The organism is Pararhodonellum marinum, from assembly GCF_015354735.1.
GTDB classification, from domain to species: domain Bacteria; phylum Bacteroidota; class Bacteroidia; order Cytophagales; family Cyclobacteriaceae; genus Pararhodonellum; species Pararhodonellum marinum.
Genome location: NZ_JACEFJ010000012.1, coordinates 1 through 16,404, shown reverse-complemented (window position 1 = coordinate 16,404; position 16,404 = coordinate 1). Strand labels below are relative to the sequence as shown.

Here is a 16,404-nt window from a genome sequence, read left to right as displayed (position 1 = left end):
CAATACATCCTCACTAAAAAATAGAATTTTTAAAATGTCTTTACACAATGACGCTAGTAAAATGGTAATTCAATCTAACACTCGCCAGGAAACTGAAATGTCCGGTACATTGGACTTCCAACCCGTTTGAAGTAGAATAATGGGTTACTGGCAAGTAAGCGGATGACCATAATTTTAAAATAAAGTTCTGTTTTTTCATTCCAAGTTCTGGAAATAAGCATAAATTTAAACATCAGTAAACGTCATGACATGATTAGTTTGATCCCTCCCGATAAATTGGAATATCCACCTTATTTTGAAAAATATATTTCAAGGGTAATAGATAAATCTTTGGAGGGATTTATGTTGAATCAAGTGGAGAAAGTCAAATCATACTTTAAAGGTATGGATGAGGAAAAGGCACTCTTTCCTTACGGGCAGGGGAAATGGACTCCAAAGGAAGTCTTGGGCCATGTAGTGGATACGGAGCGAATCATGGCCTATAGAATATTGTGTATTGCTAGGGGAGAAGAGCAACCATTGCCGGGCTTTGATCAGGATGCCTATGTCAATCAAGCTGGATTTAACCAAATTTCTCTTTCCAAACTTTTGGAAGATTTTGAGATGTCCAGATACGGTTTGATGTCTTTGCTGAGTACGCTTCCAGAAAACGCCTCCGAAAGGATAGGCATCGCCAATGGAAAGCCAGTAAGTGTAAGGGCTTTGGTATTTATTATTGCAGGTCATTGCGAACATCACCTTGATATCCTACGAACCCGTTATTCATAAATTTTATTTTTTTTAAGCCTACTCCAAACTTAAGCAACCTATGTTTGAATTCGATCCAGAAAAACACTATCCCAAAGAAACCGAAAGTAGGGTAGTAGTCCGTTTTCAGGACTGTGACCCCCTCCGTCACCTGAATAATGCCAAGTATTTTGATTATTACTTCAATGCCCGGGAGGATCAGGTGCCTAAGCTTTATGGGGTAGAAATGATGGATTTTATTCGAAAATATGAGGCTGCATGGGTGGTATACAACCACAACATTGCCTATGTGAGGCCTGCAAAAGTAGGAGAGTGGATCAGGATCATGACCCGATTGCTTTGGCACAACCACAATACGGTCGTGGTGGAGTATTACATGACTGATGACAATAAGGGGGAACTGAAAAACATTCTCTGGTCCACCATGCGCTATGTCACGATCAAGGAAGGCACCACCACAGACCATAAAGGGGACCTAAAGGATTATTTAGGTGCCATATCATTGAATGCAGATATCACACAGATGAGCATTGCAGACCGGGTTAAAGAGTTAAAACGGCGGCTTTTGGAGGATTGACTTGACTTTTGGCCCTGTTACTTTCTGATCAATCGAAGGAGAGAATTGACATCATCGGCTTGAAGAGGTGATAACAAATAAATGTTTTCGTTCTTTTCCGTAAATCCCTATGATGCTAAAGCATTTTGTTTTTCTGGATTTTTCATGCTATGATATGGAAAACAAAATGGAGCGTAAAGTGCAATAGTTTTAAGCATACATCACAAATAAATCAAACCATTTGTTTCAGATAACCATGAACCATACCAGAATTTTTTTTGTATGAATGAAAGAATTGTAAATCAGCCAAGAAATTGAATCTATCAATTCAGTACAAGTTCTACAATACATCAATTTTCGGTTTACCGATAAAAATAAACTTATAAAGCTTACAGCAATAGCATGAAAAAAACTGTGATCATGGGTGCCACTACCAACCCGGGGAGATACGCCTACATGGCAGCCAAAATGTTTTCAGAAAAGGGTTATGATTTTGTTCCCGTCGGAATAAAACAGGGAAAGCTTTTCGGTAAGGAAATTCTTGATTTAAAAGAAAAGCCACAGATTAAGGAAGTGGATACCATAACCTTATACATTGGACCTGAAAATCAGGTGGAATGGGAGGAGTATATTTTGTCATTGGAGCCCAGAAGAATCATTTTTAATCCGGGTACACATAACCCAAGCCTAATGGCCAAGGCCAGAAAAAAAAACATAGAGGTATTGCCTGCCTGTAATCTGGTCATGCTAAGCACAGGGCAATTTTAGTTTTTTTTATTTTCAAGGAACCGGTCCATTACCCACACATGGGGGGCCGTGATCAGAGAGACCATTACAAAAAGCAATAAAGTTAGCTGATCAGTTTCCAGTCTGTTGCTGGAAAAGTACAGAATCAGGGCCAGTCCCCCCAAACTGAGGAGGCTAAATGGCAGTAGTTTTTTAATAAAGCCAAAAATTTTGTCGGATTTCTGTTTGGCCATTAACACCTCGAATTCTTCCTGCATACTGGGAAGGGAGTGCCAAAATCCAAAATACAAAATAAAACCCATCAATACAGGCAGAAAGTAAAGCAGGACAGACAGTAAAACTATTTCCATAAAAAATGCCCCTTTGCCAGCTATTTTTTGCCGGGAAGTTAAAACAAAACTGATCAAACCAAGGAATAAAATAATCCATAAGGCATATGGGGCTATAGGCCCTATGTCTAAAATAGGAAGTAAGATATCTCTTGAAACCGCGAAATCACTGAGAATGATCAGGGCAAGAAAGAAAGCGCCCAATAAAAAATATGTGAGAAATCTGAAGTCAGTGATTGAATGCCTTGTAAAATGGGCCTGGCCAAAGTGGAAGGAAGAAATTACCAAAAAAACAAACAGGGCCAGTTTGGGGGAAAGCCACCAAACCAACAGGTATAACAAAATGGTGCCAAGATATTTAAGGTAAAATTCAAGGGGTTTGATGGATTCTCCTTTTTCCTTTACCAAAAGGTGGTCTATTGCCCCGTGGGGTATTCCTACTGTGATGAGAATCAAGGCAAAAACAATCCATTGATATGCGGGGTGTTCCTGAAAAAAAAGAAAATAGAGGACTGCCAACAGTAATCCGATGGTCTTTCCATATTTTTCAGTACTTCCCATAGTGGAGCAAAGATTTCACAAAATACCTGAAAGGCAACCTTGAGAGCATTTTTATTTCCTCTGCCAGGGTGGTCTCTTCATCCAGGAATTTCAGAACCTGGTCAGCCGGATTACTGGCAAATATTGATTTAAAAACCGCAGGAGCTGCAGCAGGCCATTTCGCAATGATGTTTAAAATGATGTTGTCATAGAATCTAAACCGCCTTGGAGACCTTTCTGTTTTTTTAAAGGCATTGCTTTCATAGGAAAGTCTGGCAATCAGTTCTTGGCATTGTTTCTGAATGTTGTAAAAAGTGTATCCGGTAGAAGCTTTTGTACAGTTGGCAATGCTGCCTATGTTGAACCAGTTCGGCACATTGGGTTCCGGCATTTGTTGGGTAGTCATCGGAATGCTGCCTTTTTCCACAAAAGTAATGGCATATTGATCTATTCCCAGGCTTTCTTTGATGTATGCTTTGATCTTTTCCTCAAGTTTTTCCTCTTGCTCAGATTCCGGGGCCAATACCGTGAATTCAATCAAAGCATGCTTTTCTGAAAAGGGCAAAAGGTAAATGAAATTGACTTTATCTGCAAACAGATTTTTGAAGTTCATCAACACAGCAGCATTGGGATCAAAACAGGCCTGATCGGTCACAATTTCCCACCCCAAAAAAACCTGTTTGATTTCGGGTTGGGGCATGGTGGTTCCAAGGTTGGGAATGGAATTGATCAATTGATGGCATTCGAATGAACCCGAGCTCACAGTTTCCACCATAATGGCAGAACCGGGCTTGCCGGTAACTGATTTTACCTGTTCATGTAAGAATTCGATGTTCGGATACATCTTGATGCGGCCCAAAATTTCATCATAGAAATCCGAAGATTTTATATGGAAATATTTTGAACCGTCCAGGTTTTTATTGACGGTAGAGGCTTCGTCCTGGATGATGATATTATTCCATGAAATGATTTGATCTTTTTTCGGGTGAATGTCCAATGGGCTTTTTGACCAATAGCACCAAGTCCTATCATTCTGCTTTTTATCAGAGGCATCTATGACCAGCACCTTTTTGTCCTTCAATGGACTTTGAAGCAGATAGTGTATAAAACTTAGCCCCGCACAACCAGCTCCCGAAATGATAAAATCATATTTCATAGTAGATAGAAAAAAGGCCATCCTGAAATTTTCAGAATGGCCTTTGGTGAAGAAGAATTAAGCTTTGGCTAATTTTCTGGAAAGTGCAGTTTCAGAAATGGCAACTGAATAGATGACCAAACCGAATCCAATTTTGTTGATGGCATCTGCAAGGTTGTAAAACAGGTCAATGCTTGAAACTTCAAAGGCACCGGACAACAGGTTTCCAGGAAGCACCATGTATCCGATTGGGTAAATGGACCAGCCTAAAGTGATAAAAATTTTCAATAGAAACATTGCTCTGTTTAAAGCTGGGCTGTTTGAACCTTTGGCTAATTTTGCCACATCACCAGCAAAAACTTCATATACAATGTATAAGTAGCCTAGTGTAGAAAAGATACCCCACATTACATTGTTGTCCAAACCTGATGTTTCACCGATGTAACCTGTAATCAACATGACCAAGGCTGCAACTATTAATTTAAACAAGGTACTTCCCTTGGCACCGAAAGGCTTGGTAAGTAGATAGAATTCCACACACATCAACGGCACTGTCAAAGTCCAGTCCACATACCTAAATGCTGTGGGACTAGTACCTGTCTGCAGGTAGAAGTCTCTCATATAATAATAATGCACTGCGGCAATCCCTGTAATTAATCCTGATACCAAAAGGGATGCTTTCCATTTTCCGTCAACAGAACCTCTTTCAATAAAAAAGAACACAGCCGAGGCAAACATGGCCATGTATCCGATAAAGAAAGTGATTGCGACCGGGTCACTGTTTACAATTTTTTCCAGACCTACAATGTCTGCGAGGAATAGTGATTTCATACGCGTTTTTGTGTTAAAGTGAGTTTAATGAGTGAATATTATTTTGTTCGGGTAATGCCAGTATAATGGAAACCAAATATATTTTGTTTAACGAACAAGGCTTTTTGATAAACAAATGTAAATAAACAGCTGTTAATCAAGGGTCAAATGAGTGATAATTGTCTATTAAAAAAATGCAATTTTTACAAGTATTTTTATATTACAGCCATAAAAGTCGAGAACTGGAATGAAATTCAAAATATCCTTTCACCTGAGGTTTTTTGCCGAATTTAAGGAGGATTTCGGGTATGTACTGTCAGTTTTTTTGCGTAATATTACGGGTCAATTAAAAATAAAAAACAGTCGTTTTTCTTTTGGAAGAAAGACGTTAAATAAATCATGAGCGATACCAACAAGCCAGTAAACAAGGACGATTATTCCGCTGGGAATATTCAAATTTTAGAAGGATTAGAAGCAGTAAGAAAAAGGCCAGCCATGTACATCGGAGACGTGGGAATCAAAGGTCTCCACCATTTGATCTGGGAAGTAGTCGATAATGCAGTTGATGAAGCCCTAGCTGGACATTGTGATACGATAAAAGTAACCATTCACGAGAACAATTCCATCACTGTAGAAGATAACGGTAGGGGGATACCGGTTGACCTGCACAAAAAGGAAAACAAATCCGCGCTGGAAGTGGTCATGACCGTACTTCATGCAGGGGGGAAATTTGATAAAGACACCTATAAGGTTTCTGGAGGTTTGCATGGGGTAGGGGTATCCTGTGTCAATGCGCTTTCCACAGACCTTCATGCCACTGTATACCGTGACGGAAAAATATATGAGCAGGAATACAAAATAGGAGTTCCCCAGTATGACGTCAGAGAAATCGGCACCACTGACAGAAGAGGTACATCCATTCATTTTAAACCTGATGACAGTATCTTCATCGTCAGTGAATATAAATACGAAACCATCGCCACAAGACTCAGGGAAATGGCATTTCTCAATGCCGGCATCCGACTCTATCTGACTGATTTAAGGGAAATTGAAGAGGATGGACAACCCAAAAGAGATGAGTTTTATTCCGAAGGTGGTTTGGTAGAATTCGTGGAATATCTGGATGAAACCAAGGATAAAATCATTCCCGAACCTATCTACATTGAATCAGAGAAAAACGGAGTACCTGTTCAGGTGGCGATGAGTTACAACTCTTCCTACACCGAGAATGTGGTTTCCTATGTCAACACCATCAATACACATGAAGGAGGCACGCACGTTTCAGGTTTCAGAAGGGCATTGACCAGGACCCTGAAGTCATATGCTGATAAATCTGGGATTTTGGATAAGCTGAAAATTGAGGTGACAGGAGATGATTTTAGAGAAGGCCTCACAGCTGTTATTTCGGTTAAAGTAGCAGAACCCCAATTCGAAGGTCAAACCAAAACCAAATTGGGTAATTCAGATGTGACCGGTGCAGTAGACAGTTCCGTTTCCGAGGTTTTACAGATCTGGTTGGAAGAAAATCCCAGATCTGCCAAAATCATCGTGGACAAAGTTGTGTTGGCCGCCCAAGCCAGACATGCTGCCCGAAAGGCCAGAGAGATGGTCCAAAGGAAGAACGTACTGGGTGGGGGAGGACTTCCCGGAAAATTGGCCGATTGTGCTAACAGTGACCCAACGGTCTGTGAACTTTACTTGGTGGAAGGAGACTCGGCTGGTGGTTCAGCCAAACAAGGACGTGATCGTGATTTCCAGGCCATCTTACCTCTCAAAGGTAAAATTCTTAATGTGGAGAAAGCACATGAGCATAAGATTTATGACAACGAAGAAATCAAGAATATATTAACTGCCCTTGGTGTTAAGTTCGGTACCTTGCAGGATGACAAGGAGTTAGATATTTCAAGCCTTCGTTACCACAAAATCATCATCATGACGGATGCTGATATTGACGGGTCACACATTCGGACTTTGATTTTGACTTTGTTTTTCAGGTACATGCGTACCCTTATCGAACAAGGGTATGTGTATATAGCCTTACCGCCGCTTTACCTATTGAAAAGAGGAAAAGAAGAACGGTATTGCTGGACCGAAGAGGAGAGAAAAATCATTACTAAAGAACTGGCCAAGGATGGCAGAGAAGACAGTGTCAGTATCCAACGTTACAAAGGGCTGGGTGAAATGAATCCGGAGCAGCTATGGGATACCACCATGAACCCCGAGAGAAGATCACTCAAGCAAGTAAATATCGACTCAGCTGCCGAAGCAGACCACCTCTTTAGTATGCTGATGGGGGATGAGGTAGCCCCTAGAAGAGATTTCATTGAGAAGAATGCCAAATATGCCCACATAGATACCTGATGGAAACTGACGCAAATAAACATAAAGGGGACCATCATCCCCTTTTTTTTATTTAATAAATTAATAAAGTATCCACCAAAATTTAATGTGATTAATTCAATAATTTAGTCCTAATTTGTAAATCCCATTGTTTTTCCCGAACAAAAGGGGGATATTTTGCAGAAGCGGCAAGTGAATGGCATTTGTATCCTTGCAAAAAAATCCTTAATGCCTTGATTTCTAAAATTTTATCATGAAAGTACTTCAGAAAGATAGAGTAGACCAGATCATCTATCAAAGTGACTTAGTCAGTAGGGACTTGAGTTGGCTCAAATTCAATGACCGTGTGCTAGATCAGTCCTACAAAGCCTCGAGAACCATTTTTGAGAAGTTGAAATTTCTTGCCATTTCGGCATCAAATCTCGATGAATTTTTTATGATCAGAGTGGGATCTTTGTACAATTACCTTGATTATGATAAAGAAAGGGTAGATTATTCAGGATTGCGTGAAGAGCCCTTTAAGACGAAGTTGATGCTTGAGTGCCAAGAATTTCACAAAAAGCAGCATGACCATTTCCAGAATACCTTACTTCCCGGACTCAAGGAATTTGGATTTATTTTGAGCAATGTCAAAAATCTATTGCCGGAAGAACAGGAATATCTGAAGGAATACTATCAAAAGGCGGTCTATCCCATGCTTACCCCTATGGTATACGATGGATACCATACCTTTCCTATTCTGATGAACAAGCTACTTATCTTCGGTGTGGTTACCATTAGTCCAGGGGATAAAAAAGACAATAGAAAGCTCTCCTTCGTTCAGATACCTTCCAATATTCCTCGGTTTTTTGAAATAGAACGGGAAGATCTCGTCATTTATGTGCCTATTGAGGAAATCATACGGGAACATGTGGTTGCCTTATTCCGAAATGTGGACATAGAATCCATCAACCTTTTTAGGATCACCCGAAACGGCGATTTTACATTGGAGGAAAGTGAGGATATGGACACCAATTTTCTGGAAGAAGTCAAGAGAAAACTCAACGCAAGAAAAACTGGCCGCGTGGTTAGAATAGAAGTTGAGGAGGGTTATTCCAAATGGATGATGAATTTGCTTAAAGAGCGCTGGCAGATTCAAGATGACAGCATCTTCAAGATTGAAAGAGCCAGTATGTTTGATTTCAATGGGCTTTGGGAGGTGATCGGCAACAAGCGGTTTAAAGATAAAATACCAGCAGTACCCAATCCTGTTCCGCCACTTTCCTATCCCGAAGCCGGTACCGAAGATATCTTTCAGGTTTTGAAGCACAAAGATGTTTTGCTTCACCATCCCTATAACAACATCAGCCCTATTCTTGATCTTTTAGAGAAAGCTTCAGAAGATCCTAATGTCATGGCCATAAAAATGACCATTTACCGCCTGGCCAAAGGTTCCAGAATTACCAATGCGCTATTGAAAGCGGTCGAAAACGGCAAACACGTTTCGGTTCTTTTTGAAGTCAAAGCCAGATTTGATGAAGAAAACAATATCAGAGAGGCGCAGAAACTTCAGAAAGCTGGCTGTTTTGTAATCTATGGAGTCAGTAACCTGAAAACCCATACCAAATTATTGCTTATCGTCAAAAAAGATGAAAACAGGGTCATCCGATATGTTCACTTAGGTTCCGGTAATTATAATGAGGAAACTTCCAGGTTGTATACCGATATCGGGTTACTCACTACCAATGAAATTTTGGCCAATGATGTGTCAGAATTCTTTAATGTCATTACGGGGCATTCCATGCCTGCCACTTACCAAAATCTGTTAACAGCTCCAAGGGACATGCGCAATCAGTTGATCCAATTTATCGAAGATGAGGCAAGTCATGCCAGAGAGGGATTACCTTGTGGGATATTTATTAAAGTCAATTCTTTGGAAGACAGTGAAACCATTTATGCGCTTTATAGGGCTTCACAATCTGGCGTACCTATTAAATTGATTGTCAGAGGGATATGCTGTCTAAGACCCGGTCGTCCAGGATTAAGTGAGAACATACAGGTACTTTCCATAGTAGGTGATTTTTTGGAACATTCCAGAATATACCACTTCCATAACATAGGCAAATCAAGGACCTATGTAGGGAGTGCCGACATGATGGTTCGGAGTTTTGATAGAAGGTTAGAATCACTTTTCAGGATTGACTCTCCTTTCTTGGAAAAGCAACTGATGAATATCCTGGCCTACAATCTTAAGGACAATGTCAATACTTATATCATGCAAGAAGATGGTACTTATGAAATAAAGTTGCCAGTTGAAGGGGAGGAAGAATTCAATATTCACCAAAAATTCTTTGAGTTGGATACCGGCATTATTGAAAATGTAAAATTAATCTAAAGTCAGATTTTTCTATTTTAGAGGTTTTTTCAATTTGTTTCGCTCATAGAGCACATTCATAACCCCATCCTTTAGCCCTACGTCTGGGACAATCATTCTGCTGGAATTCGCCGCAGACATGGCTGCCAGGTAGATTTTGGTGGCGGGGATAATTACATCTGCACGGTCTTCGTTTAAATTCAACACATTGATCCTCTCTTGAAAGGTGTAAGATTCCAGGGTTTGTTGGACCTCTTTGATCTTAGAAAAGTCTAAGTACCTTTTGTTTTTTCTTGGATTGGACAGTTCAAATATTTTATTGATGTTTCCGCCTGTTCCAATGCAGGTGATTTTACCCTTATCAGGTACAAATTCATGAATGAAATTGTGCATGTTTTTCCAAACGGTCAGCGGAATCCTGTCATCTAAAGCCCTCACTGAACCTATTTTAAAAGATTTGCTGGCTATTTTGGTCTGGTCTCTGTAAATGTTCAACTCTGTACTTCCTCCTCCTACATCAATATGCAGGTAAGGCTTGTGGTCTATGTAGCTCCAAAGTGCCATATTGATCAGGTCGGCTTCTCTATTTCCATCAATTATCTGGATTTTCATGCCCATCTCTTGCCTGACCTCTTCTACTATTTCTTTACCGTTTTCTGATTCCCTCAATGCTGAAGTAGCACAGACCATGTAATCATCCACTTCATACAGATCAATGAGCAATTTGAAGGCCTTCATGAGTTTGAGAAATTTCCTTCTGTTTTTATCGCTGATGTTCCGGGTGTGAAAAACGTCCATTCCCAACCTCAAGGGGAACCTGATGTATTCCAGCTTTTTAAAGGTGATTTTATTTTCATATTGGGTGACCACGGTAACCTGTAATCGGATCGCATTGGATCCGATATCTACTGCTGCTAATTTCAATTGGATTCGGGTTTCGGTATTGATGGATGCATTTTGATTTTGATGAACAAATTCATTGCCAAGCTCTCCATAAGTATTGGGAAACTTAAATTTGGCTATTGTTTCCATATAGGTACGCAATGATGCCAGTAAAATGGTAATCCAATACAGTTCTCGCCAGCAAACTGCAATGTCCCGTAACATCCCCTGCCCGACCACTGGCGGGCCTGCCCGACCACTGGCGGGCCTGCAAGGCCGACAAGCAGGGGGCTACCGACCCGTTTGGAGAAGAATGTTGGGTCACTGGCAAATATGCGGATAACCATTTATATTTATCAGATCACATAGTTTTTTAAAATTCACATGCTTTGATAATAGCCTTTTTTTAATTTCTTTCTTACTTTAAAAAAATTTACAAATCCCAGAATGACCAGGAAAATGCTCAAGGCAAAGGAGAGGTATCCCAAATCACTGATATGATCTAAGACTTCTACCTCCATAAGGGCTGTTCCGCTGACCAAAAAATAAAGGGAAGTTCGGATATACGAAAGCAAAGTACGGTCGTTGGCCATCGTTGTCCGCTGTCGAGCCAAATAATCTCTAACAATCAGCTCATTTTCAGGTTCATTTTCCATATTTTCGCGGTTGGTTTTCTTCATAATCTATTTACAACTTAAATATACCATTTTATGAAAAGTTTCATTCTTTTACCCCTGTTTATGCTCTGTATTTTGTATTCATCATCTGCCCAGGAAGTAGCACCTCCTCCTGCACCGCCTTCTTTGGAAGAAGACCAGTTGGTTTTTAAAGACACCACCTATTGGATAAAAAGTTTTTCAGGTGGGCTCAACTTTAACCAAGGTGCATTCAGCAGCAACTGGAAGGCCGGTGGAGTGAACTCAGTTGCCTTTGGAGGAATATTGGCAGGGACTGCAAATTACCTGAATAACCGTTTCTCTTGGGATTCTGAAGTGGAATTGTTGTACGGAATTGTAAGAAATCAGGGTGAAGAGACCCGAAAAAACAATGACAGGATTTTCCTAGACACCAAAGTCGGTTATTTATTGAGCAAAAAGTGGGGAACATACGCTTCCTTAAATTTTCTATCTCAGTTTGCAGAGGGTTTTGATTTCTCCGAACCTCCCTTTTTGCTGATTTCGGATTTCATGTCACCAGCCTTTCTGACCTCATCCATAGGGATGGAATACAAGCCCAACGATGAATTTGCCCTTAGGATAGGGCCCTTATCTCCCCGATTGACTTTTGTGACCAACAGGGACCTCTTTTTGACTGTTCCTGGAAACTATGGGGTCCCAATAGGAGAAACAGTCAGAACAGAATGGTTGGCACTTCAGATCTTCGCCTCATGGAACAAAGATTTGGCGGAAAACCTGAACTTGAAGATGAGGTATCAGATGTTCTCCAATTATGAGAAGTTCAATTTAAAAGAGACCGACCATAGGCTGGACCTCACCTTAACAGCCAAAATCACAAACCTGATAAATGTCACTTTTACAAGTTTGAATTTGTATGATTTCGATCAGGATTCCAATATTCAATTTAGCCAAGGCTTAGCGTTGGGAATTCTCTACAAAATTGGCAATAAAGAGTAGTTCATTTACAAGCTTTTGAAAAAATATTTTGTTTATTAGTAAAAAGTACTATTTTTGTTTCAATTGTGGTAGTTAAATAATAGTTGGTTTAGTTTTCATAATAAAGGGCAGGGGAATTTCTCCTGCTTTTTTACGTTTTGGCTATTTTTATTCAAGTAGATTGCATATTGACACTTAAAATGGGCAAATCCAGATAAGTTATTAGGTTTTCCGTAATGCTTGGGGAAAAAAGCTGTTGCAAATCGGTTTTACCTCTCGTGATGACTGCCACCAAATCGGCTCCAATAATTTTTGAAAATTGGATTATACCCCGTTCTTCCTTGTATGCACTGTACAGATGAATGGGGAAATCATAGTTGGCAAATTGATCGATGAATTTTTTGCCCATCTCTTTTATTTCTCCATCTTCTTTGAAATTAGCCGGCGTATTGATATAGAGGATTTCCATTTTAGCCCCGATGGATTCTGCAAACATTTCAATTTTTTTGAAATGTTTGCCGGCAGGTGATTTAAAGTCAGTAGCAAACAATAAAGTAGAGAACCCAACGGGTTTGTTCAATGATTTTACCACAAGTACAGGAACTTTTGATTTTCGGATTACTCCATAGGTATTTGAGCCCAATACATGTGCTTTGAACCCATATTGGCCATGAGAACCCATGATGATCAGGTCGATTTTTTCCAAATCCATGTATTTTTCAATCTGTCCTTTCCCATCACTCAATTGCAAATACTCTTTGACAGGAATTCCTAACTTCTGCACTTTTTTGATCCGATTTGATAATTCAGCCTTTGCCTTTTTGATAGCAGATTGAGCCTCCGGATAGAGATTTTCCTGATCCTTGCTGAGCTTTGCCCAATTGACCGGGGTGAGCTCCACGTGCATGAGAATAAGTTCTGCCCCGGTCTTTTTGGCAATGGCCATGCCGTATTCCAATGCGGCCTCCGCATAAGGAGAGAAGTCTGTTGGGATCAATATTTTTTTCATGACAATTAGGAGTTAAAGTGTTAGATATCAGTTTCTTAAATATAAGCTCCTTTCTTTTTTTAATCCCTATAGAAAATCAGGGAAAAGCATGACATTGATCATATTTAAAAGGTTGGCGTTTTTTGGGCAAAAAAAATCCATGCTTTACAAGCATGGATACCCAATGGTGCGCCCGGAAGGATTCGAACCCTCAACCCTCGGAGCCGAAATCCGATATTCTATCCAGTTGAACTACGGGCGCGTGACCTAGATCCTTGGAGAACTAGGGTCAAAATATGTGATTATCGGGCGTCTCTGAGTACGTCCTGAACTTTTTCTGCAGCTTCCTTCAAAGTAATGGCCGAAAAAACCTTCAATCCGGATTCGTCTATGATTTTGGCTCCTTCCTCTGCATTGGTACCTTGTAGTCTGACTATTATAGGGACTTTAATATTACCGATGGATTTGTAAGCTTCGACTACACCATTGGCGATCCTATCACACCTTACGATACCTCCAAAGACATTGATCAAAATGGCTTTTACATTGGGATCCTGCAAGATGATTCTAAACCCTGCTTCTACGGTTTGCGCATTGGCTCCGCCTCCTACATCAAGGAAGTTGGCAGGCTCACCCCCAGATAGCTTGATCATGTCCATGGTAGCCATAGCCAAGCCTGCTCCATTGACCATGCAACCCACATTTCCATCCAACTTTACATAATTCAAGCCTGACTTAGTGGCCTCTACTTCCAAAGGATCCTCTTCTGCTAAATCCCTTAGGTTTGCCAGATCTTTCTGACGGTACAAGGCATTGTCGTCAAGATTCACTTTGGCATCCACAGCTAGGATCTTATCATCAGATGTTTTGAGTACAGGATTGATTTCAAACTGGGAGGAATCAGTACCTTCATAAGCTTTATAAAGTGCTGTAATGAACTGAACCATCTCCTTAAATGCATTCCCGGATAAACCTAGGTCGAAGGCTACTTTCCTAGCCTGAAATGGCTGTAGGCCTACTTTGGGATCAATCCATTCTTTGATGATTTTCTCGGGTTGATGCTCCGCTACTTCCTCAATGTCCATGCCCCCTTCGGTAGAAGCCATGATAACATTGCTTCCTGTCGCCCGGTCCAAAAGAATGGATAAGTAGTATTCCTTTGGCTCAGTTGCTCCAGGATAGTAGACATCCTGCGCAATCAAGATTTTGTTTACTTTTTTGCCCTCAGGGCCAGTTTGGTGAGTAACGAGGGTACCCCCAAGGATATTTTTGGCTTTCTCAGCAACATCCTCTAATTTTCTGGCTAAAACCACTCCATTGGAGTCAGTTTCTTGGATTTTACCTTTACCACGACCACCGGCATGGATCTGGGCTTTGATCACAAACCATGTTGTGCCGGTTTCTTCATGCAATTTTTTCGCCGCTTCATGGGCTGCTTCAGGGGTTTCGGCTACGATACCTTCCTGAATCTTAACACCATAACTCTTTAAAACTTCTTTTGCTTGATATTCGTGTATGTTCATCCTCCTAAAATTTTTGCCCGAAGTTAAGGTGAACCATTTGATTATTCAAGGAAAGCCCCTCTCTTTTTAGCAAATAAGCATATTTTTGAAGTTATCTTGGAAATAGTTTTAAATTTGGAAATTCCAATTCTGAAAAATGTTAGAAGCCAAAGGTATTCATAAATATTACGGGGATCTCCATGTACTCAAGGGGGTAGATATCACCATACAACCTGGTGAAATAGTTTCTATCGTAGGTGCCTCAGGGGCGGGTAAAAGTACCTTGCTGCACATCATTGGCACGCTGGATGAAGCTGATGAAGGTAGCATCGCTGTAGAAAACACCCAAATAACCCAACTTAAGGGTGATAAGCTTGCCGCATTCCGAAACAGAGAGATTGGATTCATTTTCCAGTTCCACAACCTTTTGCCTGAATTTACTGCTGAGGAAAACATACTGATACCTGGACTAATCGCAGGAAAAAATGAAAAAGCTTTGAAAAAGCGGGCTGGTGAACTGGCAGAACTTTTGGGTATTTCTGATAGATTACAGCATAAACCTTCTGAGCTTTCCGGTGGTGAACAACAACGGGTCGCAGTAGCGAGGGCTTTGATCAACGATCCCAAAATTGTTTTCGCCGATGAACCAAGCGGCAACCTCGATTCCAATTCAGCGCAAGCGTTGCATGAACTCTTTTTTAGATTGAGAAAAGAATTTGGACAATCATTTGTTATCGTGACGCACAACCAAGAACTCGCTCAGATGGCCGATAGGATGTTGACCATGCAGGATGGAAAAATCCTTTAAACACTCATGATTTCAATTGCTTTAACATGCTTTCGACATGCTGTTTGGATTCAAACATCTCAGAATACACCGCTTGAATGCGATGGTCTTTATCCAATAGATAGGTAACTCTTTTTGGTATCTTAAGAATTGGGATTAAAGCATCATAAGCCTTACATGCAGCGCCATCTTCATCACTCAAGAGTTCGAATGGAAGTCTATGCTCTTTTTTGAAACGCATGTGGGTGGGGATATTGTCCCGGCTAATACCGAACACAGGCACGTCCAAATTCCTGAATGCGTCAAATTGATCTCTAAAGTCGCAGGCCTCAGCCGTACAGGTCTTAGTGAAATCCTTAGGGTAAAAATACAAGATACATGGCTTGCCTTTGAGGTCTTCATTTAAAATCACGATTGTACCGGATGTGCTGGGCAAGGAAAAATTCGGTGCTTTTTGTCCTATTTTTAAGGCCATTTTAAATTGATTTGTAGTTCAATATAGATAAAGTCCGTAAAGCAAAGAATGTTTTACTGAACTTAATTCATTTATTTGGAATTACTTTTTTTAACCATAATTTAAACTGGGACCGTTTTGACGAATAAAAGTATTCAGCACATGTTGATAGCAGGTGTTTTTTTTGCCTTGATGAATGTCTCGGTAAAATATCTGCCACACATTCCTGCCATTGAAATCATACTCTTTAGGTCTATCATCAGTTTTGTGATCAGCTTTTTAATCCTTAAAAAGCAAAAGGTACCGGTTTTAGGCAATAACAAACCTTTATTAATATTGAGAGGAGTGGTAGGGTCCATTGGTCTTATTACATTTTTTTACACCCTACAGAAAATTCCATTGGCCAGCGCTGTAACCATCCAATATCTTTCTCCCATTTTCACCAGTATTCTGGGGATTTTTATTGTTAAAGAAAAAATCAAGCCGATTCAATTCTTCTATTTTGCCATGGCCTTTGCCGGTGTTCTGGTCATTGAAGGCTTTGATCCAAGAATTGACCTATGGTTCTTGTTTGTAGGGATCCTTTCAGCTCTTTTTTCGGGTCTCGCCTATAATATCATC

At 40.4% G+C, this 16,404-nt stretch carries 16 protein-coding genes and 1 tRNA gene; 8 read left to right on the top strand and 9 right to left on the bottom strand.

Annotated features, from left to right (window positions below):
- Positions 1-249: 249 nt before the first annotated feature.
- The 3 genes from H1A14_RS18255 to H1A14_RS18245 all read left to right on the top strand — a co-directional run bounded on the left by H1A14_RS18255 (position 250) and on the right by H1A14_RS18245 (position 2,071).
- Positions 250-768 carry a DinB family protein gene (locus H1A14_RS18255; protein WP_194777733.1) on the top strand — a complete coding sequence of 173 codons (519 nt, stop codon included), beginning with the start codon at positions 250-252 and terminating at the stop codon, positions 766-768.
- Positions 769-808: 40 nt separating this feature from the next.
- A complete protein-coding gene (locus tag H1A14_RS18250; RefSeq protein WP_194777732.1) occupies positions 809-1,324 on the top strand; it encodes an acyl-CoA thioesterase in 516 nt (171 codons plus the stop codon).
- Positions 1,325-1,705: 381 nt separating this feature from the next.
- The gene (locus H1A14_RS18245) at positions 1,706-2,071 is read left to right on the top strand and encodes a CoA-binding protein (RefSeq protein ID WP_194777731.1); all 366 of its coding nucleotides are present in this window, start codon (positions 1,706-1,708) and stop codon (positions 2,069-2,071) included.
- Here the strand turns inward: H1A14_RS18245 and H1A14_RS18240 are convergent.
- From H1A14_RS18240 to H1A14_RS18230, 3 genes are read right to left on the bottom strand one after another with little or no spacing between them, the layout of a single operon-like run.
- Positions 2,068-2,940 carry a Brp/Blh family beta-carotene 15,15'-dioxygenase gene (locus H1A14_RS18240; protein WP_194777730.1) on the bottom strand — a complete coding sequence of 291 codons (873 nt, stop codon included), beginning with the start codon at positions 2,938-2,940 and terminating at the stop codon, positions 2,068-2,070. The two genes, H1A14_RS18245 and H1A14_RS18240, sit on opposite strands and share 4 nt — an antisense overlap.
- Positions 2,927-4,075 carry a lycopene cyclase family protein gene (locus H1A14_RS18235; RefSeq protein WP_194777729.1) on the bottom strand — a complete coding sequence of 383 codons (1,149 nt, stop codon included), beginning with the start codon at positions 4,073-4,075 and terminating at the stop codon, positions 2,927-2,929. Before H1A14_RS18235 ends, H1A14_RS18240 begins: the two co-directional genes overlap by 14 nt.
- 57 nt (positions 4,076-4,132) lie before the next feature.
- Positions 4,133-4,885, bottom strand: coding sequence for a bacteriorhodopsin (locus tag H1A14_RS18230; protein ID WP_194777728.1), 753 nt, complete (start codon positions 4,883-4,885; stop codon positions 4,133-4,135).
- Between the two features lie 378 nt (positions 4,886-5,263).
- Between H1A14_RS18230 and gyrB the strand changes: the two genes are divergently transcribed.
- Positions 5,264-7,225 carry a DNA topoisomerase (ATP-hydrolyzing) subunit B gene (gene gyrB / locus H1A14_RS18225; RefSeq protein ID WP_194777727.1) on the top strand — a complete coding sequence of 654 codons (1,962 nt, stop codon included), beginning with the start codon at positions 5,264-5,266 and terminating at the stop codon, positions 7,223-7,225.
- Between the two features lie 232 nt (positions 7,226-7,457).
- Complete coding sequence (ppk1, locus tag H1A14_RS18220) at positions 7,458-9,578, top strand: polyphosphate kinase 1 (RefSeq protein ID WP_194777726.1); 2,121 nt, start codon at positions 7,458-7,460, stop codon at positions 9,576-9,578.
- A 12-nt stretch (positions 9,579-9,590) separates the two neighbouring features.
- Here the strand turns inward: ppk1 and H1A14_RS18215 are convergent, their stop codons facing one another.
- Entirely contained in the window at positions 9,591-10,481 is an 891-nt protein-coding gene (locus tag H1A14_RS18215; protein ID WP_194777860.1) for a Ppx/GppA phosphatase family protein, read from the bottom strand.
- Positions 10,482-10,819: 338 nt separating this feature from the next.
- Positions 10,820-11,095, bottom strand: coding sequence for a YidH family protein (locus H1A14_RS18210; protein ID WP_194777859.1), 276 nt, complete (start codon positions 11,093-11,095; stop codon positions 10,820-10,822).
- 54 nt (positions 11,096-11,149) lie between these two features.
- On the opposite strand from H1A14_RS18210, the gene H1A14_RS18205 reads away from it, so the two are divergent.
- Complete coding sequence (locus H1A14_RS18205) at positions 11,150-12,073, top strand: DUF3078 domain-containing protein (protein WP_194777725.1); 924 nt, start codon at positions 11,150-11,152, stop codon at positions 12,071-12,073.
- A gap of 151 nt (positions 12,074-12,224) precedes the next feature.
- On the opposite strand, the gene H1A14_RS18200 is transcribed toward H1A14_RS18205, so the two are convergent.
- From H1A14_RS18200 to sucC, 3 genes are all read right to left on the bottom strand, one after another.
- Positions 12,225-13,061 (bottom strand): universal stress protein, encoded by an 837-nt coding sequence (locus H1A14_RS18200; RefSeq protein ID WP_194777724.1) that lies wholly within the window; start codon positions 13,059-13,061, stop codon positions 12,225-12,227.
- Between the two features lie 164 nt (positions 13,062-13,225).
- Positions 13,226-13,302: transfer RNA gene (locus H1A14_RS18195), tRNA-Arg, on the bottom strand.
- 40 nt (positions 13,303-13,342) lie between these two features.
- Positions 13,343-14,563 (bottom strand): ADP-forming succinate--CoA ligase subunit beta, encoded by a 1,221-nt coding sequence (sucC, locus tag H1A14_RS18190; RefSeq protein WP_194777723.1) that lies wholly within the window; start codon positions 14,561-14,563, stop codon positions 13,343-13,345.
- A 136-nt stretch (positions 14,564-14,699) separates the two neighbouring features.
- On the opposite strand from sucC, the gene H1A14_RS18185 reads away from it, so the two are divergent.
- Positions 14,700-15,350 carry an ABC transporter ATP-binding protein gene (locus H1A14_RS18185; RefSeq protein ID WP_194777722.1) on the top strand — a complete coding sequence of 217 codons (651 nt, stop codon included), beginning with the start codon at positions 14,700-14,702 and terminating at the stop codon, positions 15,348-15,350.
- A 4-nt stretch (positions 15,351-15,354) separates the two neighbouring features.
- Here H1A14_RS18185 and H1A14_RS18180 read toward each other — a convergent pair whose 3' ends face one another.
- Positions 15,355-15,804, bottom strand: coding sequence for a peroxiredoxin (locus H1A14_RS18180; RefSeq protein WP_194777721.1), 450 nt, complete (start codon positions 15,802-15,804; stop codon positions 15,355-15,357).
- Between the two features lie 141 nt (positions 15,805-15,945).
- On the opposite strand from H1A14_RS18180, the gene H1A14_RS18175 reads away from it, so the two are divergent.
- The coding region (locus H1A14_RS18175; RefSeq protein WP_194777858.1) for a DMT family transporter at positions 15,946-16,404 on the top strand (459 nt) is incomplete at its 3' end.